Annotated in this window: 16 protein-coding genes; 9 read left to right on the forward strand and 7 right to left on the reverse strand. The window is 71.9% G+C overall.

The window, feature by feature from the left end; translation table 11 throughout:
- Positions 1-4,155 (forward strand): carboxyl transferase domain-containing protein (locus ACFRCG_RS43945; RefSeq protein WP_380042267.1); only part of this gene is annotated, 4,155 nt, incomplete at its 5' end.
- Between the two features lie 60 nt (positions 4,156-4,215).
- On the opposite strand, the gene ACFRCG_RS43950 is transcribed toward ACFRCG_RS43945, so the two are convergent.
- Positions 4,216-5,715: an alpha/beta fold hydrolase gene (locus ACFRCG_RS43950; RefSeq protein WP_380042268.1), complete on the reverse strand. Its 1,500-nt coding sequence runs from the start codon at positions 5,713-5,715 to the stop codon at positions 4,216-4,218.
- A gap of 127 nt (positions 5,716-5,842) precedes the next feature.
- On the opposite strand from ACFRCG_RS43950, the gene ACFRCG_RS43955 reads away from it, so the two are divergent.
- The 3 genes from ACFRCG_RS43955 to ACFRCG_RS43965 all read left to right on the forward strand — a co-directional run bounded on the left by ACFRCG_RS43955 (position 5,843) and on the right by ACFRCG_RS43965 (position 9,307).
- A complete protein-coding gene (locus ACFRCG_RS43955; RefSeq protein WP_380042269.1) occupies positions 5,843-6,760 on the forward strand; it encodes a MerR family transcriptional regulator in 918 nt (305 codons plus the stop codon).
- Between the two features lie 566 nt (positions 6,761-7,326).
- Positions 7,327-8,130, forward strand: a complete 804-nt coding sequence (locus tag ACFRCG_RS43960) for a peptidoglycan-binding protein (protein WP_380042270.1) — start codon at positions 7,327-7,329, stop codon at positions 8,128-8,130.
- 190 nt (positions 8,131-8,320) lie between these two features.
- The gene (locus tag ACFRCG_RS43965) at positions 8,321-9,307 is read left to right on the forward strand and encodes an aldo/keto reductase (RefSeq protein WP_380042271.1); all 987 of its coding nucleotides are present in this window, start codon (positions 8,321-8,323) and stop codon (positions 9,305-9,307) included.
- 95 nt (positions 9,308-9,402) lie between these two features.
- On the opposite strand, the gene ACFRCG_RS43970 is transcribed toward ACFRCG_RS43965, so the two are convergent.
- The 5 genes from ACFRCG_RS43970 to ACFRCG_RS43990 all read right to left on the reverse strand — a co-directional run bounded on the left by ACFRCG_RS43970 (position 9,403) and on the right by ACFRCG_RS43990 (position 13,859).
- Positions 9,403-10,356, reverse strand: coding sequence for a GNAT family N-acetyltransferase (locus ACFRCG_RS43970; protein ID WP_380042287.1), 954 nt, complete (start codon positions 10,354-10,356; stop codon positions 9,403-9,405).
- A gap of 257 nt (positions 10,357-10,613) precedes the next feature.
- Complete coding sequence (locus tag ACFRCG_RS43975; RefSeq protein ID WP_380042272.1) at positions 10,614-11,372, reverse strand: CmcI family methyltransferase; 759 nt, start codon at positions 11,370-11,372, stop codon at positions 10,614-10,616.
- A 204-nt stretch (positions 11,373-11,576) separates the two neighbouring features.
- On the reverse strand, positions 11,577-11,960 hold the full coding sequence (locus tag ACFRCG_RS43980; RefSeq protein WP_380042273.1) for a MerR family transcriptional regulator: 384 nt from the start codon (positions 11,958-11,960) through the stop codon (positions 11,577-11,579).
- Between the two features lie 102 nt (positions 11,961-12,062).
- Positions 12,063-12,458 (reverse strand): nuclear transport factor 2 family protein, encoded by a 396-nt coding sequence (locus ACFRCG_RS43985; RefSeq protein ID WP_380042274.1) that lies wholly within the window; start codon positions 12,456-12,458, stop codon positions 12,063-12,065.
- Positions 12,459-12,608: 150 nt separating this feature from the next.
- Complete coding sequence (locus ACFRCG_RS43990; RefSeq protein WP_380042275.1) at positions 12,609-13,859, reverse strand: MFS transporter; 1,251 nt, start codon at positions 13,857-13,859, stop codon at positions 12,609-12,611.
- Between the two features lie 288 nt (positions 13,860-14,147).
- Between ACFRCG_RS43990 and ACFRCG_RS43995 the strand changes: the two genes are divergently transcribed.
- Positions 14,148-15,053: a LysR family transcriptional regulator gene (locus ACFRCG_RS43995; RefSeq protein WP_380042276.1), complete on the forward strand. Its 906-nt coding sequence runs from the start codon at positions 14,148-14,150 to the stop codon at positions 15,051-15,053.
- A gap of 84 nt (positions 15,054-15,137) precedes the next feature.
- On the opposite strand, the gene ACFRCG_RS44000 is transcribed toward ACFRCG_RS43995, so the two are convergent.
- Positions 15,138-15,761 carry a TetR/AcrR family transcriptional regulator gene (locus tag ACFRCG_RS44000; RefSeq protein WP_380042277.1) on the reverse strand — a complete coding sequence of 208 codons (624 nt, stop codon included), beginning with the start codon at positions 15,759-15,761 and terminating at the stop codon, positions 15,138-15,140.
- Positions 15,762-15,901: 140 nt separating this feature from the next.
- On the opposite strand from ACFRCG_RS44000, the gene ACFRCG_RS44005 reads away from it, so the two are divergent.
- The 4 genes from ACFRCG_RS44005 (at position 15,902) to ACFRCG_RS44020 (ending at position 23,873) form a co-directional block, all read left to right on the forward strand.
- The gene (locus tag ACFRCG_RS44005; RefSeq protein WP_380042278.1) at positions 15,902-17,158 is read left to right on the forward strand and encodes a cytochrome P450; all 1,257 of its coding nucleotides are present in this window, start codon (positions 15,902-15,904) and stop codon (positions 17,156-17,158) included.
- 20 nt (positions 17,159-17,178) lie between these two features.
- Positions 17,179-17,373: a ferredoxin gene (locus ACFRCG_RS44010; RefSeq protein ID WP_380042288.1), complete on the forward strand. Its 195-nt coding sequence runs from the start codon at positions 17,179-17,181 to the stop codon at positions 17,371-17,373.
- Between the two features lie 347 nt (positions 17,374-17,720).
- Positions 17,721-20,378: a hypothetical protein gene (locus ACFRCG_RS44015; RefSeq protein ID WP_380042279.1), complete on the forward strand. Its 2,658-nt coding sequence runs from the start codon at positions 17,721-17,723 to the stop codon at positions 20,376-20,378.
- A gap of 21 nt (positions 20,379-20,399) precedes the next feature.
- Complete coding sequence (locus ACFRCG_RS44020) at positions 20,400-23,873, forward strand: hypothetical protein (protein WP_380042280.1); 3,474 nt, start codon at positions 20,400-20,402, stop codon at positions 23,871-23,873.
- Positions 23,874-23,883: the final 10 nt, after the last annotated feature.

Consider the following 23,883-nt stretch of genomic DNA (forward strand, 5'->3'; position numbering starts at 1 on the left):
ATCGACCGTGTGCGCGGCGAGGGCCGACTCGTCGCGCACCGCCACTCCGCCGTCGCCCTCGCCGCCGCCGCGATCGAGGCGTACGAGGAGGAGGAGCGTGCCGAACGCCAGCGGTTGTTCTCCACCGCCTTCGGCGGCCGGCCGCAGGTCCAGCACGAGAGCGGCCGACCGCTCGACCTGAAGCTGCGCGGCGTCGGCTACCGCGTGCGCGTCGCCCGCGTCGGCGCGCACCGCTTCCGGGTCGGCATCGAGGTCGGCGAGGTGGTGCGTACCGCCGATGTCGAACTCGACCGGTTCGACCGGCACACCGGCCAGATCGTGGTCAACGGCACCCGCTACCGGCTGCTCACCGCCACCCACGGGCCGACCCACCTGGTCGAGGTCGACGGCGTCACCCACCGCGTCGGCCGCGACGAGGGCGGCGTCGTACGCTCCCCCGCACCCGCCCTGGTCGTCGCCACCCCCCTGGCCGTCGGCGACGAGGTCGAGGCCGGCGCACCGGTCCTGGTGCTGGAGAGCATGAAGATGGAAACGGTGCTGCGCGCACCGTTCCGGGCACGGTTGAAGGAATGCTCGGTCTCCGTGGGCAGCCAGGTGGAGACCGGCGCCCCGCTGCTGCGTCTGGAACCGCTCGCCGACGACGACGGCGAGGCCGAGGACACCACCGCCGGCGCGTCCGTCGAGCTGGACCTGCCCGCCGCGCCCGAGACCGTCCCCGTGCGCGCACGCACCCGGCGCGGCCAGGAGGACCTGCGCAGCCTGCTGCTCGGTTTCGACGTCGACCCGCACGACGAGCGCCGTGTACTCGACGACTACCTCGCCGCCCGCACCGCCGCCGCCGAGGCCGGCCACCGCCCGCTGGTGCGCGAGCTCGAACTGATCGAGATGTTCACCGACCTCGCCGAACTGAGCCGCAACCGGCCCGCGGGCGAGGACGTCGGCGGCGACGGCCACCTGCACAGCGCCCGCGAGTACTTCCACAGCTACCTGCAGAGCCTGGACGTGGAACGCGCCGGACTGCCCCCGGCGTTCCGGGCCAAGCTGGCCAAGGCCCTGGCGCACTACGGCGTCACCGAGCCGGAGCCGTCCCCGGAGCTGGAAGCCGCGGTGTTCCGGATCTTCCTCGCCCAGCAGCGCGCCTCCGCCGACGCCGCCGTCATCGCCACCCTGTTGCGCTCCTGGCTGCGCGAGGCGCCGCCGGACGCGACGCTGCACGAGCCCGCGGGTCTGGCCCTGGAGCGGCTGATCGGCGCGACCCAGGTCCGCTTCCCCGTGCTCGCCGACCTCGCGCGCGGCGTGGTCTACGACTGGTTCGGCCGGCCGCTGCTGCGCCGCAACCGCGCCCGCGTGTACGCCGGTGTGCGCAAGCACCTGCGGCACCTGGACGCGCACCCGGACACCGCGGACCGCGCCGAGCGGGTCGCCGAGATGGTGCGCAGCACCGAGCCCCTGGTCCGGCTGCTCGGTCAGCGACTGGTTCGCGACAACCTCGACAACGCGACCATGCTGGAGGTGCTGACCCGGCGCTACTACGGCAACAAGGGCCTCACCGACGTCCGTACCCGGGAGATCGCGGGCTGCACGTTCGTGGTCGCCGAGCGGGCCGGCTCCTCGCTGGTCTCCGCCGCGGTGGGCTTCGAGGCCCTGGGCGGCGCGCTGCGCGGCCTCGCCGAACTGGCCGCCGACGGCAACCCGATCGACGCGGACATCTACCTGTCCTGGGAGAATCAGCCGGAGAGCGCGGACGCGACGGCCGCCGCACTGCACGAGGTGGTGGCCGCGCAGCCGCTGCCGCCTCGGGTCCGCCGACTGACCACCACGGTGGCCGGTCGCGGCGGCGCGGTGATGCACCATCACTTCACGTTCCGCCCGTCCGACACCGGGATGGTCGAGGAGCGGTTGATCCGGGGTCTGCACCCGTACATCGCGCAGCGTATGCAGTTGGAGCGGCTGAGCAAGTTCGACCTCACCCGGCTGCCGTCCTCGGACGAGGAGGTCTACCTCTTCCAGTGCGTCGCCCGGGAAAACCCCGCCGACGACCGCCTGGTCGCCTTCGCCCAGGTCCGCGACCTCACCGAACTCCGGGACCACGAGGGCAGGTTGGTCGCCCTGCCGACCGCCGAGGACATCCTCGCCACGTGCCTCGACTCGATCCGCCGCGCCCAGTCGCGGCGCCCGTCGGCGAAGCGCTTCAACACCAACCGGGTCGTGGTCTACGTGTGGCCGCCGAGCGGACTCACGCACGCCGAGATGGAGATGATCGCCGGGCGCGTGCGGCCGACCACCGCGGGCGCGGGCCTGGAGGAGATCCTGTTCATCGCCCGCCAGCGCGACCCGCGGACCGGCGAACTGACCAAGATCGCGGTACGGATCCCGTTCGACGCCGCCGGCGGTACCGAACTGACCATCGGCGAGCCGTCGGACGAGCCGGTCGAACCGCTGGACGGCTACCGGTTGAAGGTGCTGCGCGCGAGCAGCCGCAACACCGTCTACCCGTACGAACTCACCGACCGCCTCGGTGACTTCGTCGAGTACGACCTGAACGACGAGCACGCCCTCGTGCCGGTCGACCGGCCCAAGGGCACCAACTCCGCCGCGATCGTGGCGGGTGTGGTCCGCACCACCACCGCGCGGCACCCCGAGGGTGTCACCCGCGTGGTTCTGCTCGGCGACCCGACGAAGTCGCTCGGGGCGCTGTCCGAGCCGGAGTGCCGTCGGGTGATCGCGGCGCTGGACCTGGCGGAGCGCATGCGGGTGCCGGTGGAGTGGTACGCGCTGTCGTCCGGTGCCCGGATCTCGATGGAGTCGGGCACGGAGAACATGGACTGGGTGGCCGCCGCGCTCAAGCGCATCGTCACGTTCACCCAGGACGGCGGCGAGATCAACATCGTGGTCGCGGGCATCAACGTCGGCGCACAGCCGTACTGGAACGCCGAGGCCACCATGCTCATGCACACCAAGGGCATCCTCGTGATGACCCCCGACTCGGCCATGGTGCTCACCGGGAAGCATGCCCTCGACTTCTCCGGCGGTGTGTCGGCCGAGGACAACTTCGGCATCGGCGGCTACGACCGGGTGATGGGCCCGAACGGGCAGGCGCAGTACTGGGCGCCGGACCTGAACGCGGCGCGCGACGTGTTGATGTCGCACTACGACCACACCTACGTCGCTCCGGGTGAACTCGCGCCGCGCCGGACCGGCACCACCGACCCGACGGACCGCGACGTGTCGAGCTTCCCGCACGTGGTGGAGGGCAGCGACTTCACCACGGTCGGCGAGATCTTCTCCGCCGAGGCCAACCCCGACCGCAAGAAGCCGTTCGACATCCGCACCGTGATGCGGGCGCTGTCCGACCAGGACCACCCGGTGCTGGAGCGCTGGGCGGGCATGGCCGACGCGGACACGGCGGCGGTCCAGGACGTGCACCTGGGCGGCATGCCGGTGTGCCTGCTCGGCATCGAGTCCCGGGCGGTGCCGCGGCGCGGTTTCCCGCCCACGGACGGGCCGGCCACCTACACGGCGGGCACGCTGTTCCCGCAATCGTCGAAGAAGGCCGCGCGGGCGATCAACGCCGCGTCCGGCAACCGGCCGCTGGTGGTACTGGCGAACCTGTCCGGGTTCGACGGCTCGCCCGAGTCGATGCGCAAGCTGCAGTTGGAGTACGGCGCGGAGATCGGCCGGGCGATCGTGAACTTCCGCGGACCGATCGTGTTCTGCGTGATCTCGCGCTACCACGGCGGCGCGTTCGTGGTCTTCTCCAAGGCGCTGAACCCGAACATGACCGTGCTGGCCATCGACGGCTCGTTCGCGTCGGTCCTCGGCGGGGCGCCCGCGGCGGCGGTGGTCTTCGCCGGTGACGTCAACGCGCGCACCGCGGCCGACCCGCGGGTCCGCGACCTGGAGTCGCGCGCGGCGGCGGCCTCCGGCGCGGACCGGGCCACGCTGACCGCCGAACTGGACGAACTGCGTTCGTCGGTGCGGACCGAGAAACTGGGCGAGGTGGCCGCGGAGTTCGACCGGGTCCACGACATCCGCCGTGCGGTGGAGGTGGGTTCGGTGGACGCGGTGATCGAGGCGCGGGAGTTGCGGCCGCGGATCATCGAGGCGATCGGGACGCACTGGGCGCAGTCGGGCTCGGCGGCTTCGGCGGGCTGAGCGAAGGAACGTGCGGGGCGGCCCCGGCTCTTCGCAAACGCGGAGCCGGGGCCGCCGCGGTCAGCCGGTCAGGTGGCCGGTCACGACTCGCATCGCCCGGCGGACGGCCGCTCGGGTCTGCTCGGTGTGGTCGACCGCCTCGAAGCCGTGGCGGGCCTCGGCGAGGTGGATCACCTCGACGTTCGCCCCGGCCGCCTCCCCGGCTGCCAGGAACTCGTGTACCGTCACCGCGATTTCGGCGCGCTCCAGGCCCACCGTGGTGAGCACGATCGGCAGTTCGCCCGCCGACCGCACCGCCGTCGCCGGGTGGAAGCGGGAGTCGGCCAGGCCCCAGTTCGGCATGGGGGCCAGGATCGGGTAGGTCGCGGCCAGGCAGCGCAACCACGACGGCGGGTGTACGAGCCAGTCCGTGGCCAGGAGGCCACCGCCGGAGAAGAACCACAGCGCGATCCGGTCCGGATCGACGCGCGGATGCGCCCGTACCGTCTCGATGGCCGCGGCCACGTCCTCGGCGGCGCGGTCGTAGTCGCCGGGTCGGTGCAGCCGGTGCTCCACGGTCGCGCCGACCACCCCGACGCTCGCCGCGTACCGGCCGTAGCCGACGAACGTGGGCCAATCGCGCGGCGTCGGCCCAATGCCCTCGGGAAGCGGCCCGCCGTGCACGAACAGCACGGCCGGACAGGGGAGTTCGTCGTCGGGGAGGTAGAGGTCGACCCGCCCCACCTGCTCCCGGTCGCACGCGGGGGCATCCAGCGGGAACGGCCCGAGGTGGCTCGGCTCTTCCCGCTTCGCCGACAGGCGGTGGCCCTCGTCGGCCGCCGCGCGGCGCAGTACGTCGGCCACTTCCCCGGGCGCGGACACCATCGGCCAGTGGCCGGTGGCGAGTTCGAAGAAGCCCACCCGGGGGTCGACCAGCCGTCGCAGCGCCGGATTCCCGATGCCCACCAGCGACTCGACGAGCGCGATGCTCGCCCCGTTCCCGGTACACAACACGCCCGTGGTCGCCGGCCCGGCCGCCGCCCCCGACAGGCGCAGCGGTTGGGTGAGCGTGCCCACCGGATGGGGCGCGGCCGACCGGGTCAGCCGGGCGATCGCCGCGTCGGACAGGTCCGCGACGCCGCCCCAGCGCGCCCAGTCCTCGCGCGTCGTCGGTGCGGGGAGGGCGGGATCCCCGTCCCGGGTCGCCAACCGTTCGCGTGTCGCCACGTCCGCGATCGCGGCGAGCGCCGGGTCCCCGTCCTGTGGCAGGCCGGCGTCCAGGTAGACGATTCGCGCCACCCGGTCCGGGCGCCGATCGGCGGCGCCGAGCACCGGGTGGATGCCGTAGCCGTGCCCGACGACGACCACCGGCCGCGCCGCGTCGACGCGGTCGATCAGGTCCACCACGTCCCGGATGTGCGTCTCCAGGTCGATGTCCGGCTCCGCCGGCTGCCGGGGGTTCTCCAGTCCGGTGAGCGTGACCGGATACGCCTCGTCGCCGGCCGCCGACAACCGGGCGGCCACATCCCGCCAGATCCACCCGCCGGTGTGGGCCTCCGACACCAATACGAACGCCGTCATGGTCGTCCCCTCGTCTTCCGTACCGAATCCGCGCTCGACACACTCCGCGGGCGGGGCGCCGACCGGCCGTGGGGCCGCTCCGCGTGGGCCGCTACCGTAGGAACTCCCCCTGAGGGAGGTTCAAGTCGTGTCCGCCGACCACACCTGGAGCATCGGAGAACTCGCCGAGCATGCGGGCGTGACGGTCAAGACCGTGCGCTTCTACTCCGATCGCGGCCTGCTGCCCGAGGCCGCACGCAGCGCCGGCGGCCATCGGCGCTACCGTCCGGAGGCGCTGGACCGGCTCCGGACCATCCGCTCGTTGCGCGGTCTCGACCTGTCGGTGCCGGAGGTGGGGCGTTTCCTCGATCGTGAGGACACGCTGGAGGAGATCATCGCCGGGCAGCTGCGGGAGGTCGGCTCGCGGTTGGCCGAGCTGCGCTGGCGCGAGGCGGCGCTGCACCTGCTCCGGGACTGTGCGCCGGACGAGCGGGCCGAGCGACTGCGGCTGGTCGGCGCCGTGTCCGTGCCGCCCAGTACCGCGCCGGTGGCCCGGTTCTGGCGGGGCTGGCTGCCCGCCCGGCTCCCGGCCCGGCTGGTCACGGCCATCGTGGATCGCTCGGTGCCGCAACCGCCCGCTGATCCGACGCCGGCCCAGGTGTTGGCGTTCGCCCGCCTGCACGCGCTCGTCACCCGGCCGTGCGCGGGACCCGGGGGCCGGGTGCCGGCGGCGCATCGGCCGCGGACCGGGCCGAGGCCGGCCGTACTCTTCGGCGGGCTCGTCGAAGCCCACACCCTCGCCGTCCCCGAGTTGCGCGCCCACCGTCCGCCGCGACCGGGCGAGCCGCTGGACTGCTTCGTCGCGGCCTACGCCCGCTCGTGGGACACGGCCGACACCCCCGCCTTTCGCCGCCGGCTGGCCGGCCTGCTCCTCGGCGAGACCCGGATCGAGCGGTACTGGCAACTGGCCGCCGAGCTGAGCGACCCGGCCGAGCCCACCCCGGGGGCCACGGACACCTGGCTGCGCACCGCGCTGAACGACCAGGTCGGCGAACCGGCGGCCTGATCGACGAAGTCGTGGTGTGTGTCCCGGATCGAAAGGGCGCGCGCCGCCGAAGGCGTCGATCCGTCGGATCGCACGGCCCCTGCGCGTTCGATACGACGCCGACTCGTCGGCGCGCGCGCCACTTCCGCCCCCAGGTCGCCGCTTCGGCAACCCCCGTGCCCGCCCACGGGCGACACACCCGGTCCGGTCGCCGCCCGGACCGCGCGGTCGCGCTCGCGTGCACCGCACTGTCGACATCCTCGCCACTGTGCGCGGTGCGGCGAAATCCCAGATTTCTGGGGGGTATTCGGCAACCGGAGCGGCGGCGATCGAGGACTCCTCCGCGCGGTGGCAACTCTCGTGATCGTTCTCGTAGTCCGATGATACGACCATATGACTACACTATGTCATCGAACATATACTCGTGGTACACATCGCAGGTCAGTGGGTATGCCCCGATCGACGTCAGTGCGCGTTTCGTGCCGCGGCCGCGAAAAGCGCCCGGGGTGTGCTCGGGTCCACCGGAACGGGACCTGCCACCCCGGCCATCGAGATACGTTCCACCCGGCCTGAAATGGGGGCCGCCCATGGCTACATGGGACGACCTGATCGCACATCTGCAAGCCGTACCGGAAGGGGTATACGAGAGCTGGAACCCCCGCGACGGTTACGACAACCGCACCAAGTGGGGACGGGAGTTCGGCGAGGACGGCGTGCCGTGGTGCGTCATCTTCGACTGGTGCATGTACAACGACGTCGGCCTCGCGGACATCGTGCCCAAGGTCGACAACGTCACCGCGTTCGCGAACTGGGCCCGCGCGCACGACCAGTGGTCGGAATACCCGAGCTGGGGCGCCTGGGTCGACTTCGGCAACGGCGCGCACACCGAGATCGTGGTCCGCTTCGACGACGTCCACGTGTATACCAAGGGCGGCAACACGATCCCGACCGGCGGCGACGGCGGCCAGGGCAACGGCGTCTACTCGCACACGTTTCGGCGCACCGACGCGCGGGTGACCGGCTACCTGGCCCCGCGCTTCCCGGACGGCTGCCCACCCACCGCCGATCCGCACGATCCGCGCGGTACGTCCGGAGGCGACGGGATCCCGACCGTCAGCCTCGCCAACATCATCGACTCCGCGCACCTCGACCCACCCGCACCCCAGGGCTCGGCGGCGCACCGCACCGACGTGCTCCTGGTCGAGCAGGCGCTCCAGGCCGAGGGCCTGCTCGCGTCCGCCTACGTCGACGGCTCCTTCGGGACCGCCACGATCCACGCCTACGCCGCCTACCAACGCCGTCTCGGCTACTCCGGCCAGGACGCCAACGGCATCCCCGGTCAACGATCGCTGACCCGGCTGGCCGGCCAACACGGCTTCCGGGTCGACTGACGCACCACCCGCGAGGCGGTCGGGTCGGTCCCCACCGACACGGGCCCCGACCCGACCGACCTCGCGGCCTTCGACGTGGGCGACGAGCCGCCGGGGAGCAGGCACCGACGGGTTGACCTGGAGCGCGGTCCAGGTTGTTGACTCGTGCCCTCGGGCCCGGGCATCGCGGGCCGCGGCGTTGGGGGTCACCATGAAGTACCGCACCATCGGGGTCGATTCGGGCACGCGCCGGGAGGTGAGTGTGCTTGCGCTGGGGGCGATGTTGTTCGGGTCGGTGACCGACGAGAAGACCTCCTACGCGGTATTGGATCGTTTCGTCGAGGCCGGGGGCACGTTCATCGACACCTCCGACAACTACGCGTTCTGGGTCGACGGGGGACTCGGCGGGCAGAGCGAGGAGTTGCTCGGACGGTGGCGGCGCAGTCGCGGCGTAGGCGACGAGATCGTCATCGCCACCAAGCTGGGCGCGGCGCCGCTGGCGGCGGGCACCGGCTACATCGACAACCCCGAGGGCCTGTCCGCGACGGCGATTCGCGAAGCGGCGGAGCGGAGCCGGGAGCGGCTGGGGGTGGAGCGGCTGGATCTGCTCTACGCGCACATCGAGGACCGGACCGTGCCGCTGCGGGAAACCGTGGAGGCGTTCGGGGAGTTGGTGAGCGAGGGTACGGTCGGCCTGTTGGGCGCGAGCAATCACGCCACGTGGCGTGTGGAGCGGGCCCGTTCGCTCGCCGCGGCGGCGGGGGTGCCGCGGTACGAGGTGCTCCAGTATCAGCACAGCCACCTGCGCCCGCGCTACGACATACCCGGCGCGCTCTTCCCCGAGGGCAGCCTCGGTCACGCCGGCCCGGATCTGCTGAGCTACCTGCGCGCCGAGCCGGATCTGACCCTGGTCGCCTATTCGCCGCTCCTCGGCGGTGCGTACGCGCGGCCGGACAAGCCGCTGCCGCCGGACTACGACCACCCGGGCACGCCCGCCAGGCTCGCGGTGTTGCGCGAGGTCGCGCAGGAGATCGGGGCGACGGTGAACCAGGTCGTGCTCGCCTGGCAGATCGGCGGCGCGCTCCCGATCCTTCCGCTCGCCGGCGCCTCCTCCGTCGCACAGTTGGCGGAGAACCTGGCGGCCGTGGACCTGGAACTGACGCCGGATCAGCGCGCTCGGCTGGACGGCGCGCACTGAGCCGGACCCCGGGCGGCGGATCGTCCGGGCGGACCGGGACCCGGCGGAACGGGCGGGCGAGGACGGCGTGTTCGGCGTCCTCGCCCACCGGCCCGTCAGCGCCAGGTCATGTTGATCTCACGCTCGAAGTTGACAAACCCCGCCCGCCGAAACGCGTTCGCCATCGGGACGTTGCCGAGATCCGTCGCCGCGCGGATCCGGGGCACGTCCTGTGCGGCCGGCACGCGCGTGCCCTCGGCCAGGATGTCGTCGACGTAGCCGTTGCCGCGATACGCGGGCAGGACCGCGATGTAGGCGATGACGGGGTTGTAGCCGTTGTGCGCCGGGATGACGAATCCCAGCGGCTCCCCGTCCGGCAGCGTCGCGATGCGCCACCACTCCCGCGGGCTCGCGTAGCGGGCCAGTTCGTCGTCGTACTGGGCAACCGCCGATTCGCGCGCGGTCATTCTGGTCAACTCGTCCCGCCCGTGGGCGTCCAACGTCCCCGCCAGGACGCCGGTCATCAGCGCCACCAGTTCGTCGGCATCGTGCACCGGACGAAACGTCAGCCGGCCGCGTGGCTGCGGAATCGGCGTCCCGGGGCGCCATTCCAACCGCAGCCGCTCCACGAACAGCCGGGCACCGAGGCTTTCCAACGCCGTCATGCGGGCCCGGACGGCCGGGCCGACGAGCGTGTCCTCACGCCAGTCGGGCGGGACGAAGCGGGTGTACTCCGGTGGGCGGGTCCCGGCGGGGAGGATGTCGGACAACGCGGTGCGCACCAGGCGCGCCGCGAACTCCGGGCGCTCCGCCGCCGGGACACCGTCGACGCCGTCGTCGACGTCGAGGATGTCCAGGTAGCGCGGCAGCCGGTCCCCCGGACGGCTCCACCACGCGGCTCGGGCCAGGAGTCGGTCGCCGCGCAGGGCGACCCACATCCATTCCGGTCGGCGGCGGCCGGCGGCCAGGTCGTCCGACAGTTCGGTGTTGAGGACATAGGGCAGTCGGGAGAAGAGGGCGAGTTCGTCGCGTCCGGTGATCGCACGCGTGATCGGATCCTGCTGTTCCACGGTCAAGGCACACTCCGGTGAAGAGCGCCCGTCCGTTTCCGGGGTCAGACTCGGTCGGTCCCCCGGGAGGACACGGGCGCGGTGATGACTGCGTACATCGCGTGTCCCTCCTCTCGTCGTCACGTCCCCAGCGGCGATCCACCGATGGGCGTCCGGCCGCACTTTCTACCGAACGACACCCGTCCCCCGCAAACGCTTTTCCCGCGCACCCGGCCCGCGCACACCCGGCCCGCACAGCCGACCCGCACAGCCGACCGTTACGGTGCCGGGCGGCGCCGGACCCGTTGCAGCCAGCCGTGTGGGTGGCTGGTGACGCCGTAGAGTTCCAGGTCGCGGCGGGTGGTGAAGGCGCTGCCCTGGTCGCCGGCCAGCCAGTCGGTGATCGCCGGGACCACGCCGCCCGGCATGTCGGGCGGGCACAGGTCGGGATCGTCCACGATGCCGTCCTCGACGACGAAGAAGCCGCCGTCGGGCACCAGATGGGCGAAGTTGCGCAGCGCGGCGGCGGTCGTGTCGTACTCGTGCAGGGTGTCCTCGACGACCAGGCAGCGCACGCCGGGCGGGATCAGTCGCTCGACTCGTTCGGCGAGCCCCTCGTCGCGGACGTCGCCCGCGACGAGGGTGATGTCGCGCGCGAAGTGCGGATCGGCGGAGCCGAGCAGCGTCGCCGCGCGCGACTGGTCCAGGTCGACCGAGATCACCCGGATCGCCTCGGGGACGCGGCCGTAGCCGGCCAGCGCGCGCAGTCGGTCGCGGAACCACAGGGTCGAGCCGCCCAGATGGGTACCCAGTTCCACCACGACCTGTGTCCGCGAGGACCACAGCACGTGCTCGAACACGCGCAGATCCTCGGGAAACTTCTTGATCCGCAGACCGGCGTACCAATCGCGGACGTGCTGCCGGCCGCGAGCGCGGCGGTACTCCAGGAGCGTCGTCGCGTGGTCGGCGGCGACGGTCGGCGGCAACCGGTCACCGTCGAAGTCGTCGGTGGCGGTATCGGTGTGGGTATCGGTCATGGCGACCCTCTCCTGTCCCGGTGTCCGGACGGGCCGGAGTGCTCCGGCACCCGTACCCGTGCCCGTACATCCATATCGGGAGAGCACACCTTCGCGCCCGGTTTCGGCGCTGTCGACACGAATTGTTCCACCATCGAACGCCACACGGTCATCCGTCGTCCGCCGGGAGCACACACGACCCGTCCGGGCCGACCGGTTTCGGATTCAGTCCGGCAGTACCGATCGGTAGTAGTCGATCTTGCCCCGCAGGTGCCCCTGCCGTGCCCGCAGCAGCGCGATCTGCTCCTCCACCGAGGCGTCGTGCCGTTCCAGGAGGGCGATCCGCTCGGTCAGCGACTCCCGGTCGCCGGTGCGGGCCAGTTCGGCATAGCGACGCATGTCCGCGATCGGCATCCCGGTGTCCCGAAGGCAGCGCAGGATGCCGAGCCATTGCAGGTCGTGCTCGGTGAACCGGCGATGCCCGCTGGGCGCGCGGTCCACGTCGGAGAGCAGGCCGATGCGTTCGTAGTAGCGCAGGGTGTCCAGGCTGAAGCCGGAGCGCTCGGCCGTCTCGGCCGGGGTCAGATAGCGCGGCGCGGTGGGGGTCATACCGGAATTCTGCCGGGTGGGTATCGCAGGCCGTCGACCCCGTTCACCCGGGGTCGACGGCCTTGCCGGGGCGGGCCCGCCCCGTGTCGGGCCCGTCACGGATCACGGCGTCTTGCTGTACCCCAGCCCCTCGACGATGCGCCCGTCGCGCACCTGCATGAGGTTGACGCCCGCCACGGTGGTGGACTCGGCGTGCGCCTCGCCGAACACCTCGTTCACCTCGCCCGGCGTGAATGTCACCCGCCACTTGATCACCGCGCGGTCGTCGAAGACGTAGACCTCCTCGGGTTGGAAGCTGACCTTCGGGTCGGCTGCCAGTTCCTTCCAGAAGGTCTCGCACGCCTCCAGTCCCTCGTAGCGGGTCCCGTCCGGGGCGGGCTGGACCGTGACCATCACACAACCTTCGCCGACCAGGCCCTCGATCAGCGTCGGGTCGTGCTTGGTGAACGCGTCGTTGAACCGCGCGATGACCTCGGCCGTGGACTTGACTGCGGACATGGCGAACCTCCGGGGGGTGTGGGGGGGTTGCGGTCCGCCGGTGCGGCGGGCCGTGACAACAATCTTCGGTCGGGCGTCCGGGGCCGACAATTCCCTGCGAGTAATGGCCGTTCCGGATCGGACGCACGTCCCGGCCGGGGAAAGTCCCGTTCAGATCCTGCGGGTTCCCCACACGGCGAGCGAGGTCAGCACGCTCAGGGCGGCGCCGAAGAGCAGTACGCCGGCGGTGGAGACGGTGTTGACCAAAATGCCGCCGAACAGGGCGCCGAGCGCGATCGCCAGGTTGAACATCGAGGTGTTCAGGGCCGTGGCCGCCTCGGTGGCGTCGGGCGCGGCCTTGAGGATCCAGGTCTGTACGCCGACGGGGACGCCGCCGAAGGCCAGTCCCCACAGGACGAGCAGTGCGACACCGGTGACCCGCGTGCCGCCCGCGAGCGGGAACAGGGCCAACAGCGCGGCGAGTGCGAGGCTGATGGTGATGATGGTGCCGCGGACGTTGCGGCCGGCGGCGGCGCCGGCGAGGAAGTTGCCGACGATCCCGGCCAGGCCGAAGGCCAGCAGGACCGGGCCGATCAGGTTCTCGTCGATCCCGGATCGGTCCTGCAGGATCGGGCTGACGAAGGTGAACGCCGCGAAGTGCCCGCTCACCAGGAGGAAGGTGGCCAGCACGCCGGCGCGCACGATCGGGTTGCGGAACTGCTCGCCGAGGGTGCGCAGCCGCACCGGTTGTGACGCGGGCATCGGCGGCAGCAGGAGGACCAGCGCGACCACGACCACCAGCCCCAGACCACCCAGGGCGACGAACGCGATGCGCCAGTCGGTGAGTCCGCCGATCAGGGTGCCGGCGGGGACGCCGAGCACGTTGGCGGCGGTGGCCCCGCCGAAGGCGATCGCGGTGGCCCGAGGCACGTACCGCTCGGGGACCATGCGGACGGCCAACCCGGCCGCCAGCGACCAGAATCCGCCGATGCTGACGCCGACCAGGAAGCGCGAGGCGATCAGCACGGGGAAGTTCGGCGCGGTGGCCGAGAGGATGTTGGCCACCACCATCAGCGTGATCAGCCCGAGCAGCACGACGCGGCGATCCAGCCGGCCGATCAGCACCGGCAGCAGCGGTGCGGCGGCCGAGGCGACCAGGCCCGGCACGGTGATCATCAGGCCCGCCGTGCCCTCGGAGACGCCGAGGTCGCCGCCGACGGAGGTGAGCAGGCCGACGGGCAGTTGTTCGGCGGTGACCACGGAGAACGTACCGACCGCCACGGCGGCGACGGCGAACCAGCGTTTGCGGGGGACACGCTCGGCCGCCGCGAGGGCGGGTTCGGCCTCGCCGGTGGTGCCGCCGACGGATTTGGGTTCGGCGAGGGGGGCGGCAGGCGTGGCGGGGCGGACTTCGGTGCTCACAGGTGCGCTTTCCGGTCAGGGTGCTGCCGGGCAAGGGGGATGCCGGGCAGGGTGACACCACGGGTGGTGTGAGGGGGGGTCGCGAGCGGGTCGGCTCGCGGGGACGGCACGGCCGTCGCCGTGTCTCCCCCACCATCCCGCGGGGGCCCGCACCGGCGGAAACAACGAGTGCGACGGCCGCCACAACAACCCGTTGTGACACCCACCCACGCACTGCGCTCACACCGGTCCGGTCCGTCGCGACCCGCCCCGATCCGTCCCGGACAAAGCCGCCCGTACGCTTACGTGATGATCGATCTGGACGTGCGGCTCCTGGAGTCCTTCATCGCCGTCGCGCAGGAGTTGAACATCACCCGCGCCGCCGCCCGGTTGCACCTGACCCAGCAGGCGGTCTCCGGCCACATCCGGCAGTTGGAACGGGCGCTTCGGGTCGACCTGCTCGTCCGCACCCACCGGGGTGTCCTGCTCACCTCCGCCGGCGACGAACTGGCGGCCGGCGGCAAGGCGGTGGTCACCGAACTGGGCGGCCTGATCGAGCGGGTGCGGCGGGTGGCCCGGGAGCAGAGCGGCACCCTGCGCCTGGCGTGTTGCCCCTACGCCACGTCCCTGTTCGCCGGCGAGGTGGCCGGCGCCATGGAGGCGGCGGTGCCGGGGCTCACCGTGGAGTTGACCACCGTTCGCACGCCCCGCGAGGAACTGGTGCTCCTGGACGCGGGGTCGGCCGACATCGCGTTCATGTGGCTGCCGATCGGCGAGGTCGGCCTGCGGTACGCGGAGGTCCGTACCGACGCGCGCGTCGTCGCGGTGGCGCCGACCCACCGGCTCGCCGGGCGCGACTCGGTGGACCTGGCCGACCTGGCGGAGGAACCGGTGGTCTGCCCGGATGTGTTCACCTCCGCCGAGGCCGAGCGGCACTGGATCGCCGACCCACGCCCCGACGGCTCGCCCGCGCCACGCGGTCCGGTGGTGGCCCAGGTCGAGGACGCCCTGCTCACCGTCGCCCGCGGCCGCGCGGTCTGGCTCGCCCCGGAACCGATCGGCCGCTGGGCGCCGGCCGCCGGCGTGCGCTGGATCCCGGTCGTGGACGCGGCGCCGTCCGTCCTGGCCGTGGTGTGGACCGAACGTGCGCCCGAGCCGCTGGTCGCCCGCTTGATCGCCGAGGTCCGCGCGGTCGTCGGCCGGTCCGCGAACTGACCCGCCGGGCCCGATGTCCGGCGGATCCGGGCGGCGTCCGACAAGACCGCGGTCCGCCGGCCGGACCCGCGTCGGCGCCCGCCCTCACGCCCCCGACTCGGGCCCGACGGCCGGAGCCGAACGCATCCGCACCAGCGGCAGGTAGACCTCGTCCACGATGTCGATCACGACCTCGTCCGCGATCGGCGTCCCGAACAGCAGGAATTCGTTGCGCAGCAGGTCGGTGGCCACGCCCGCACGGCGCGAGGTCGGCACCTCGGCGTCGATCTCACCCCGCTCGACCGCGCGTTCGAGCACACGACGGGTCCGTTCCGGGCCGACCGTATGCATCCGCTCCCGAACCAGGCGGGCGAGTTCGGGGTCGTGCGTGGTCTCGGCGAGCAGTCCGCGCAGTATGCCGCCGAGCGGACCGGCCAGCTTGGCGGCCATCTCCCGCAACAGCGCGATCACGTCCGAGCGCAGTTCCCCGGTGTCGGGTGGTTCGCCCTCGCCCACGCCGATCAACTTGCAGGCGTCCATGGCCAGTTCCGCGCGACTGGGCCAGCGCCGATAGAGCGTGGCCTTGCCCGTGCGAGCGCGGGCGGCCACCCGCTCCATGGTCAGTCCGGCGTAGCCGACATCCATCAGCTCGGCCAGCGTCGCCGTCAGGATGGCGTTCTCCAGCTCCTCGCCGCGACGTCGTGGCCCCTTGCGATGGTCGACGCTCATCCCGACCACCGGGCCGACATTCGGTGACAGGTCGACTCCTCAAAGTTATTGAGAGATCGTTGTGTTCTCTGTGGGATGAGCCTAGCCTCCCAAGCAGAGAACCACTCGTTCTCTATCAGATCAAGGCTGCGAGGGGATCGATGACCGAGACCGCTGCGACCTTCCCCACCGACGACACCCCGACCTTCCCGACCGGGACCGGCCCCGACGAGGCTCCCGCCTTCCCGAGCGACCGCACCTGTCCCTACCGACTGCCCGACACCTACAACACGCTACGGGACGCGCCGAGTTCCCTGCGTCGGGTGACCCTGTACGACGGCCGCCCGGCGTGGGTGGTGACCCGGTACGAGGCGGCCCGGAAACTACTGGCCGACCCCCGGCTGTCCTCGAATCGCGCGAACCCCGACTTCCCGCTGACCTCGCCGCGCCTGTACGCGCTGCGCAACCGCAAGCCCGGTTTCCTCGCCCTGGACCCGCCCGAGCACGGGCCGCGACGGCGGATGACCATCAGCGAGTTCACCGTACGGCGGATCAAGGGCATGCGCCCGGATGTGGAACGCATCGTGCACGCCGCGATCGACGACCTGATCGCCGACGGTCCGCCGGCCGACCTCGTCACCCGGCTCGCCTTACCGGTGCCCTCGATGGTGATCTGTGAGTTGCTCGGCGTCCCGTACGCCGACCACGACCTGTTCCAGGACGCGAGCAGGCGCCTGCTCCAGGCCGAGGACGGGCCGGAGGCGGTGGCCGCGCGCGACCTGCTGGAGGACTACCTCGGCGGACTGATCGCCCGGTTCGAACAAGACCCGGGTCCGGGCCTGTTGTCCCACATGGTGACCGAGTACGTGGCCAAGGGCGCGCTCGACCGCGACGAACTGGTCGACACCGCCGTCCTGTTGCTCGTGGCCGGCCACGAGACCACCGCCTCGATGACCTCGCTCGGCGTGATCACCCTCCTCGAACACCCGGAACAACAGGCCGCCTTGCGTGCGGATCCCACCCTGATCCCGGGCGCGGTCGAGGAGTTGTTGCGCTACCTCGCCATCGCCGACATCGCGGGCGGGCGCGTGGCCGTCGCCGACATCGAGATCGACGGACAACTGATCCGCGCGGGCGACGGCGTGATCGTGGCCAACTCCATCGTCAACCGGGACGGTTCGGTCTTCGAGGATCCGGACACCTTCGACATCCGGCGCTCGGCGCGTCACCACCTCGCCTTCGGCTACGGCATCCATCAGTGCCTCGGCCAGAACCTGGCCCGCCTCGAACTCGAAGTGATCATCGCCGCGTTGTTCGACCGGGTGCCGACGCTGCGACTCGCCGTCCCGGTCGAGGACGTGCGGCTGCGACCGGGCGCCTCGATCCAGGGGGTCAACGAACTCCCGGTGACGTGGTGACCGCCCCCGGGCGGGTCGTGCTGCGGGTGACCGGCGACCGGAGCGTCTGTGTCGGCGCGGGCCTGTGCGCGCTGAGCGCCTCCGAACTCTTCGACCAGGACGACGACGGCCTCGTCACCGTACTGACGCCGCACCCCGAACCCCGCGCCCACCGCGCCGCCCGCCAGGCGGCCGACCTGTGCCCCTCCGGCGCGCTCCGCGTCACAGAGGAATAGCACCACCGGCACTTGGCAGCACCGGCACGCAGCACCGCCGAGGAAGAGCACCATCGGGGAAACATCGAGGAACGGAGGTTCCCGGGACCGGGCCCGACGACGGGACCGGTCCCGGTCCCGTCGTCGCCGTTTGTTTGACGCATCAACCACAAGGGACCTGCGAATTCGCGCAGTTGACGACTCGAAACATCGGAGGGAAGCTTTTTACGAACGGCTTCGAGCCTTCGAGCCACGAGTCGCCCGAGGTCTTCACACGGCCACGACGCCCCTCGACGTGTCGTCCCCGTCGACCGGGCCATCACATTTCCTCGTCGCGGCGAGGATTTCATCATGCCTAGGAATCCATCATGGTTGAGCCAGTGGGACCCGTATACGCGGGTGGGTTCGAGACGATCGTGACGGGCAGCGGCGGTGAACGCTACGAAATCCTGTACTTCCCCGACCTGCACAACTCCGAATTGCAGGCGGAGGGAAAGGCCCCGGTCTACTACTGGCTCCCCAACGCGGTCCGGGTGGCCCGCGCCGGGGACGCGGGCGACTACAAGTTCAACCTCCTGCACTTCGTCGGCGTGCTGTCCTCCGAGAGCACGGTCGGCGTGGCGGGCACCCAGGAGGTGACCGGCGGCGTCCTGTCCCTGACCGTCACCAGCGCACCGCCCCTGAACATCCTGCAGGCGGCGCACCAGCAACTGAGCGACCGCATGCGGGCGGACTCGCGGGCCTATTGGTCGTGGCACACCCCCGTCCCGCCGCACTTCCAACCGGTCATCGTCAGCGACAGCCGAACCCAGATGTCCAGCCTCTCGCCCAGGCTGGACGGCTCGCTGCCGGTCGAGACGCCCCCCGCGCCGCGCAAGGCCCCGACCGCCCCGCCGCCCATCGCGGCCGGCGGCGGGCCCGGCGCCCACGGCGCGATCGGCGCTCCCCCCGGAGGCGCGGGCGCGCCGGCCGGCGGCACGCGCACCACCGCCGACCCCGGAGCGGCGCTGCGGCCGAGGCGGATGCGCGAGCCCCGCACCGTGCGCGTCGACCGCGACGCGACCGGCGGTTCCAATCTCGACATGTGGTACATGCGGATCGAGGGCCAGGGTCCGGGCTCGATCAACCCCGCCGGCGAACACGCCTATGTGGCGCTGTGCGGCGCGCTGCCCACCGCCATCCTGTGGCAGGGTTTCCACGGCGCGTACAGCCCGGTGTCGGTCAGCCAGACACTGAACCTGAAGATGTGGAGCGAGACCCTCAGGATCAAGATCCGCGGCAATTGGGATCGGATCTTCTCGCACTTCTCGGCCGCGGCCAAGGGCCGCTCCTGGTGGTTCGACGCCGACATCAAGGCCGAGTTCAACAATCTGCGGATCAACGGCGGCATCACCGTCGAGATCGAGATCGACGGCACGAATCCCGGTGCGGACAAGATGAAGGAGGAGGTCGACAAGCGGGTCGACCTGATCGTCTCGAAGTTCACCGAACAGGCCAAGGCCCGCATCTTCGACCCGGCACCTCCCGACGTGAAGCCGGCCGAGGCGAGTTCGAGCGGCGGCGGCATCCTGGGCGGGTTGTTCGGCTTCGGCGGCGGCTTCGCGCTGAAGTACCGGCGGGACGAGACGAAACTCGACCTCGGTTACGACGAGACCCGGCAGGAGCGCTTCAACCTGCCGATGACGATCAGCAGCACACTGGAGGGTTTCTACAACGCCATCAAGGCCGATCCGGCGGCGGAGCGGAAGTACTTCACCACCCTCTACCTCGAGGACTGGGACCGAAAGATCGGCCACACCGTCAAGCCCGTGGCCAACTGGCCCGCCGCCGACGGTAGTTGGGTCGGCGACCCGGTCTCGTTCATGGGCGTGCAGATCGGCTATCCGAGCGCGCGCGGAGACATCCAGTGGCTCGCGCACGTCTTCCAGAGCACCGACACCGGAGAAGCCACCTCCTGGCAGACGGCGGTCGCCAAGAAGAACGCCTCGGATGTCATGGACGCCCCCGCCGGCTGGACACCGGACGTCAGCTACGTCAAACGCACCGTGCACTTCCTGGAGCCCCCGGCCGGGGCGGTGCAGTCCTTCCACCACTGCTTCATCGAACAGCAGGTCGTCGACCTGGATCCGGAGCCCAACGGCACCGCCACCAAGGACATGAACCTGGAGGTCCGCGCGGACAACGCGGGCAAGTTCGATCTGGGGCCGATCAACCTGGATCGCCAACTCAGGGACGACAGCCAGATGGTCGACGTGGAGTTCCAGGCGGCCGGCAAGACCGTCGACGGCACCGAGCGGCCGATCCATACCTATCGGTTCAAGAACTCCGACCAGGACACCGACCGGCGCTGGACCATCTTCACCGGACAGAAGGACTTCGTCCCCAACTACCGCTACCGCGTGCACGTCGTCGTGATGGGCGACCTGTTCTCCGACGGACAGGCCTGGTCCGGCCCCTGGGTCGAGAGCAGTGGAATCGGTGCCAAGACGATCCACGTTCCCAAGTCGACGGACGCGGGCGTGGTGGTGCGCGGCGTTCCGCGTACGGCGGCCGGCACCACGGCGCCCTCGGCGATCCCGGCGGCCTCCGCCGCACCCGCCGCCGCCGGCCCCGGGGCCGGCGCCCACCCCGTCACACGCGGGCCGGCCGCCGCACCCACCCCCGCGACCGCGACCATCGGACCGCCGCCGGCGACCCGGGAGCCCGCACGCGCGGCCGGGCGTACGGTCGGCGGCTTCTCCGTGTCGCCCACGCCGAAGACCGAGTCGACGCCGGCGGGCACCGGCGGCGGTGCCACCACCCGCTACCCGAACGCGCCGAAGGAGGCGGCCGGCACCCGGTCGACGCCGCCGATGCCCGCCAAGGCCCGCAGCACCGCGCCCGCCCCGAGCGGGAGCACGTCCGCGCCGCCCGCCGAGGCCCGCCACGCCGACGAGCCCGCCGGGTACGCGGAAGCGTCCGAGGAGGCGAACACCCCACCGGTGACCGCCGGTTGGACCAGTGTTCCGCCCAAGAGCAACGCCTGAACCGCCGAGGAGGCGACCGAGGTGTCCCCCACCGTCTCCGGACCGGCGGCCACCGCCGAGTGGCAGCGCCGACCCCCGGACCCGGGCGTGTCGGGTCCGGCGGTGTCGACGCTGCCCGACAGCGCCGATCCGCGCCTGCTGTACTACGTCCCCGAGCGGCCGACCCTGGCCCGCGACGCGAGCGGCGCCCCCGTACTGGCCCTGACCCTGATGCTGAACGGGCTGCCGACGGCGGACGAGAGCACGGTCGTGCCGCGCATCGAACGCGGGTTGCTCAGCTGTGAGTTCGCCCTGACCGCCGATCCGCCCACGGTGGAGGGGCCGGCGCCCATCCCGCTGTTCGCCCGGCCGGCCCGGATCGCGCTCGTGGTCGGGGCGGACACCCGCCTGTGGCGCGAGGCGACAGCCGCCGAGACGACCGGCCCGAACGCCCGCGTCGCGCTCACCACCACGCTGGATCGGGACGAGACCCTGGCGTTGCTGGCCGCCCTCGACGACGCGGACGCCCCGGACCCGCCCACCGCGGCGTTGTCGCTGACCACGCACATCACCTACCGGGCGGTGTCGCCCGAACGCAGGCTCAGGTTGCGCGGCAACTGGGCGCGGGTCTGGGACGCGATGACCGCGCGCCATCCCGACGGTGTCCTGACCGATGCCCAACTCCTGGACGAGTACCGCCACTTGATCCGCACCGGGGCGATCGTCCTCGGCAGCGAGACCCCCGACGGAACATCGGCCGCGCCCGGACCCGGCACGATGACCGGCGCCCACGGCGCCCACGGACCCGACGGGGTGGCGAGCGGCACCGGGTCGTCCCCGGGCGTCACCGTCACCCCAACCGACGTCGCCGACACCGCCGATCTGCTCTTCCACACCTTCGCCACCCTGGCCGGCGCCGTCCTGTTCACCGAGAACGCCCCCGACCACCACCACCTCGGCAATCACCCCTCCCCGCTCTTCGAGTTCGACATCACCAAGTCCGCCGCCCTCGACACCGAACGCACGCTCGAGTTCACCACCCCGCTCCGCGCGTCGCTGGGCCCGGCCCGCTCGTTCGACCGGGATCGGCTGATCACGCTCGTGTCCGTCGCCCCCTCGGGACCGGCCGCCGGCTCCGACGACGCGACCCGCACCCGCGCCCCCGGCACGTCGGCGACCGGGCCGGGCGTGATCGCGCGCACCCCGCGGCGGATTCGCTCCGAGCCGGACGGCTGGCCCGGGGCGCGCGGGCCGCTGCGGCTCGCCGAGTCCGCGACCCCCGGCCGTTGGACCACCGTCGGCGCCTTCCTCGACGCGCCCTCGGCCCGGCCCGCCACCAAGGCCCACCGACTGATGGCCATCGCCGAGGCACAGGGGGTGGAACCGTTCGCCGACGGCTCGCCGTCCTGGCGGGACAGCGTGGTGGTCGGCGACACCCGCGACTTCGTGCCGGACCTGCCGCGTGTGCCGGAGGACGGCGGGTCGACCATGAACTCCTGGCCCAGCGCGCGCCCGGGACGACCCCGGTTCCACGCCCCGATCTACCGGCTCGTCATGCCCGCCGCGACCGACACCGGCGCCGAAAGCCCGTTCCGGTACTCGTTCACGGCGACCCCGACCCCCTCCGGGCAGCCGGGCCTGACGGCCACCATCACCTTCCGCCTGACCCCCCAGGCGCACCCCGACAGCCGACCGGTGCAGATGGAGAACTTCTCCGTCGGCCTGTCCGTGCCGTTCCGCGACGTCCAGGGACACGAGTTGTCGGAACGTTTCGAGGCCACGTTGGGCTACGACGCCGGCGACTGGGTCGCCACCGTCTCCCTGATCGACGACTGGGCCCGGCTGGCGTACAGCGCGCTGTCCCAACCGGACTTCCAACCCCGCCGCGTCATGGTGGATGTGGCCTGGTCGTTCGTCGGCGTCACGCCACGCCCACGGGACGTGCTCGTCTCGGTCTTCGGCGGCAAGCGGGCGTTCACCCCGGTGCTGTACGACGCGCAGGACGGCCATGACGGTCGCGGCGGCTTCCTGGACGCATCGTCCCTGACCTACCGGAGTGCGGTCGGCGACTTCGCGCTGCGGGTCGTCGACGAGAGCCGGCCCGCCCCGCCACCGGCCGACCGCCAGGAGGTGACCGTCGCGCTGCCCGGTCTGCGCAACGGCCCGATCAAGTACAACGGCGGCACCGACAAGGTCACGGACATCGCGGGCACGCTCGGCGGGCCGCAGCCGGCGACGATCCAGGAGTACTTCTTCCGTACCCAGGAGTTGCCGCTGTCGGTGCCGTGCGCGCAGTTCGGTGCGGTCTACGTCGAGCAGCGCCCCGAGGGTCCCGTCCCGGTGGGCTGCCGCAACGCGCTGACCCTGGGCGACACCTCCTACCGGCAGTACGAGGAGGTGGCGGCGCTGGCCGTGCCCGCCTACCGGGTGTTCCGGTCGTTGCAGCAGCCGGGGCGGTTCCTGGTGTTGCCGACGCGCTACCTGATCGGGCGTTTCCCGGTGTCCGATCCGGACCACGCCTACCGGCCCCGGATCCTGATGTACTCGGTGGTGGACATCGCGCGTCCCACCGACGACCAGGCCACCTTCGAGGCGGTGTTGCAGGCCGACATCCCGCCCTACGCGTGGGCCCGGCTCACCGACGTGCTGACCTCCTCCTATGCGGCGAATCCCACGTTGGTGTTGCCGACCGACGTGGACATGCGCGCACACTTCGCCTGGACGGTGACGGGGCTCGCGGACGTGCGGGTGAGCGCGGTGCCGGCGCCGGACGGGGTGCGCGCCTCGCTCGGTGCCGCCCTCTCGCGGGCGCTGCTGCTGCGCAATCTGTTGGTCGACACCGGGATCTCGGGTTCGGTGGAATTCGAGTTCCCGGACGGTACGTCGCTGTCCTCGGCGCTGGTGCTCGACCTGTCCGAGCTGACCGGCCCGCCCGACACCGGTCCGGTGCAGGCCCTGCTCGACGGCGATCGGGCGATCCTGGCCAACCGGGTCGAGCGTCCGGTGGTGGTCGGCGATCTGCTGGTGCACACCGGCGCCGGGCAGTTGACCCGGGTGCCCGTGGAGACCTCGCTGCCCGCCGGGCAGTCCACCACGGTCACGCTGCCGGGCGGCCTGGCCGCGCGCACGGTGTGGCCCGTGTACACGGTGCCGCCGGCCGGTCCCGCGAGCCTGGAGGAGGTCCGTGCGTTCGTGGAGGACGTCAAGACCAACGTGGTCTTCGCCGACCTGATCGACCACGCGAGCCACGGACTGACCGCCCTCGACGTACGGGCCCGACTGGTCGGCGTGGCCGGCGAGCAGGACGTGGTGATGACCGGGCATCCGGCGCTGGGCACGGCCTTCTTCGTGTTGCCGTTGACCACCTATCTGGCCCGACGTGTGCTCCAGTTCCGCCTCACGGTCCGCTCGGGGGCCGGCGCGCCGGTGTCCACCGCGTGGCTGGACTGGGACCTGGCCGCCAAGGGCAACCTGGTCAGCCTCACTCCCGACCTGCTGCCGGTGGTGCCCGTCTGATCCTCCCTTC

Origin of the sequence: Embleya sp. NPDC056575 (genome assembly GCF_042793325.1) — a bacterium.
GTDB lineage: Bacteria > Actinomycetota > Actinomycetes > Streptomycetales > Streptomycetaceae > Embleya.

Excerpts from the sequence above, each read along its gene's own strand:
- ACFRCG_RS43950 (WP_380042268.1), bottom strand. The coding sequence starts at position 5,715 with ATGACGGCGTTCGTATTGGTGTCGGAGGCCCACACCGGCGGGTGGATC.
- ACFRCG_RS43960 (WP_380042270.1), top strand. The coding sequence starts at position 7,327 with ATGGCTACATGGGACGACCTGATCGCACATCTGCAAGCCGTACCGGAA.
- ACFRCG_RS43965 (WP_380042271.1), top strand. The coding sequence starts at position 8,321 with ATGAAGTACCGCACCATCGGGGTCGATTCGGGCACGCGCCGGGAGGTG.
- ACFRCG_RS43975 (WP_380042272.1), bottom strand. The coding sequence starts at position 11,372 with ATGACCGATACCCACACCGATACCGCCACCGACGACTTCGACGGTGAC.
- ACFRCG_RS43980 (WP_380042273.1), bottom strand. The coding sequence starts at position 11,960 with ATGACCCCCACCGCGCCGCGCTATCTGACCCCGGCCGAGACGGCCGAG.
- ACFRCG_RS43985 (WP_380042274.1), bottom strand. The coding sequence starts at position 12,458 with ATGTCCGCAGTCAAGTCCACGGCCGAGGTCATCGCGCGGTTCAACGAC.
- ACFRCG_RS43995 (WP_380042276.1), top strand. The coding sequence starts at position 14,148 with ATGATCGATCTGGACGTGCGGCTCCTGGAGTCCTTCATCGCCGTCGCG.
- ACFRCG_RS44000 (WP_380042277.1), bottom strand. The coding sequence starts at position 15,761 with ATGAGCGTCGACCATCGCAAGGGGCCACGACGTCGCGGCGAGGAGCTG.
- ACFRCG_RS44005 (WP_380042278.1), top strand. The coding sequence starts at position 15,902 with ATGACCGAGACCGCTGCGACCTTCCCCACCGACGACACCCCGACCTTC.
- ACFRCG_RS44015 (WP_380042279.1), top strand. The coding sequence starts at position 17,721 with ATGGTTGAGCCAGTGGGACCCGTATACGCGGGTGGGTTCGAGACGATC.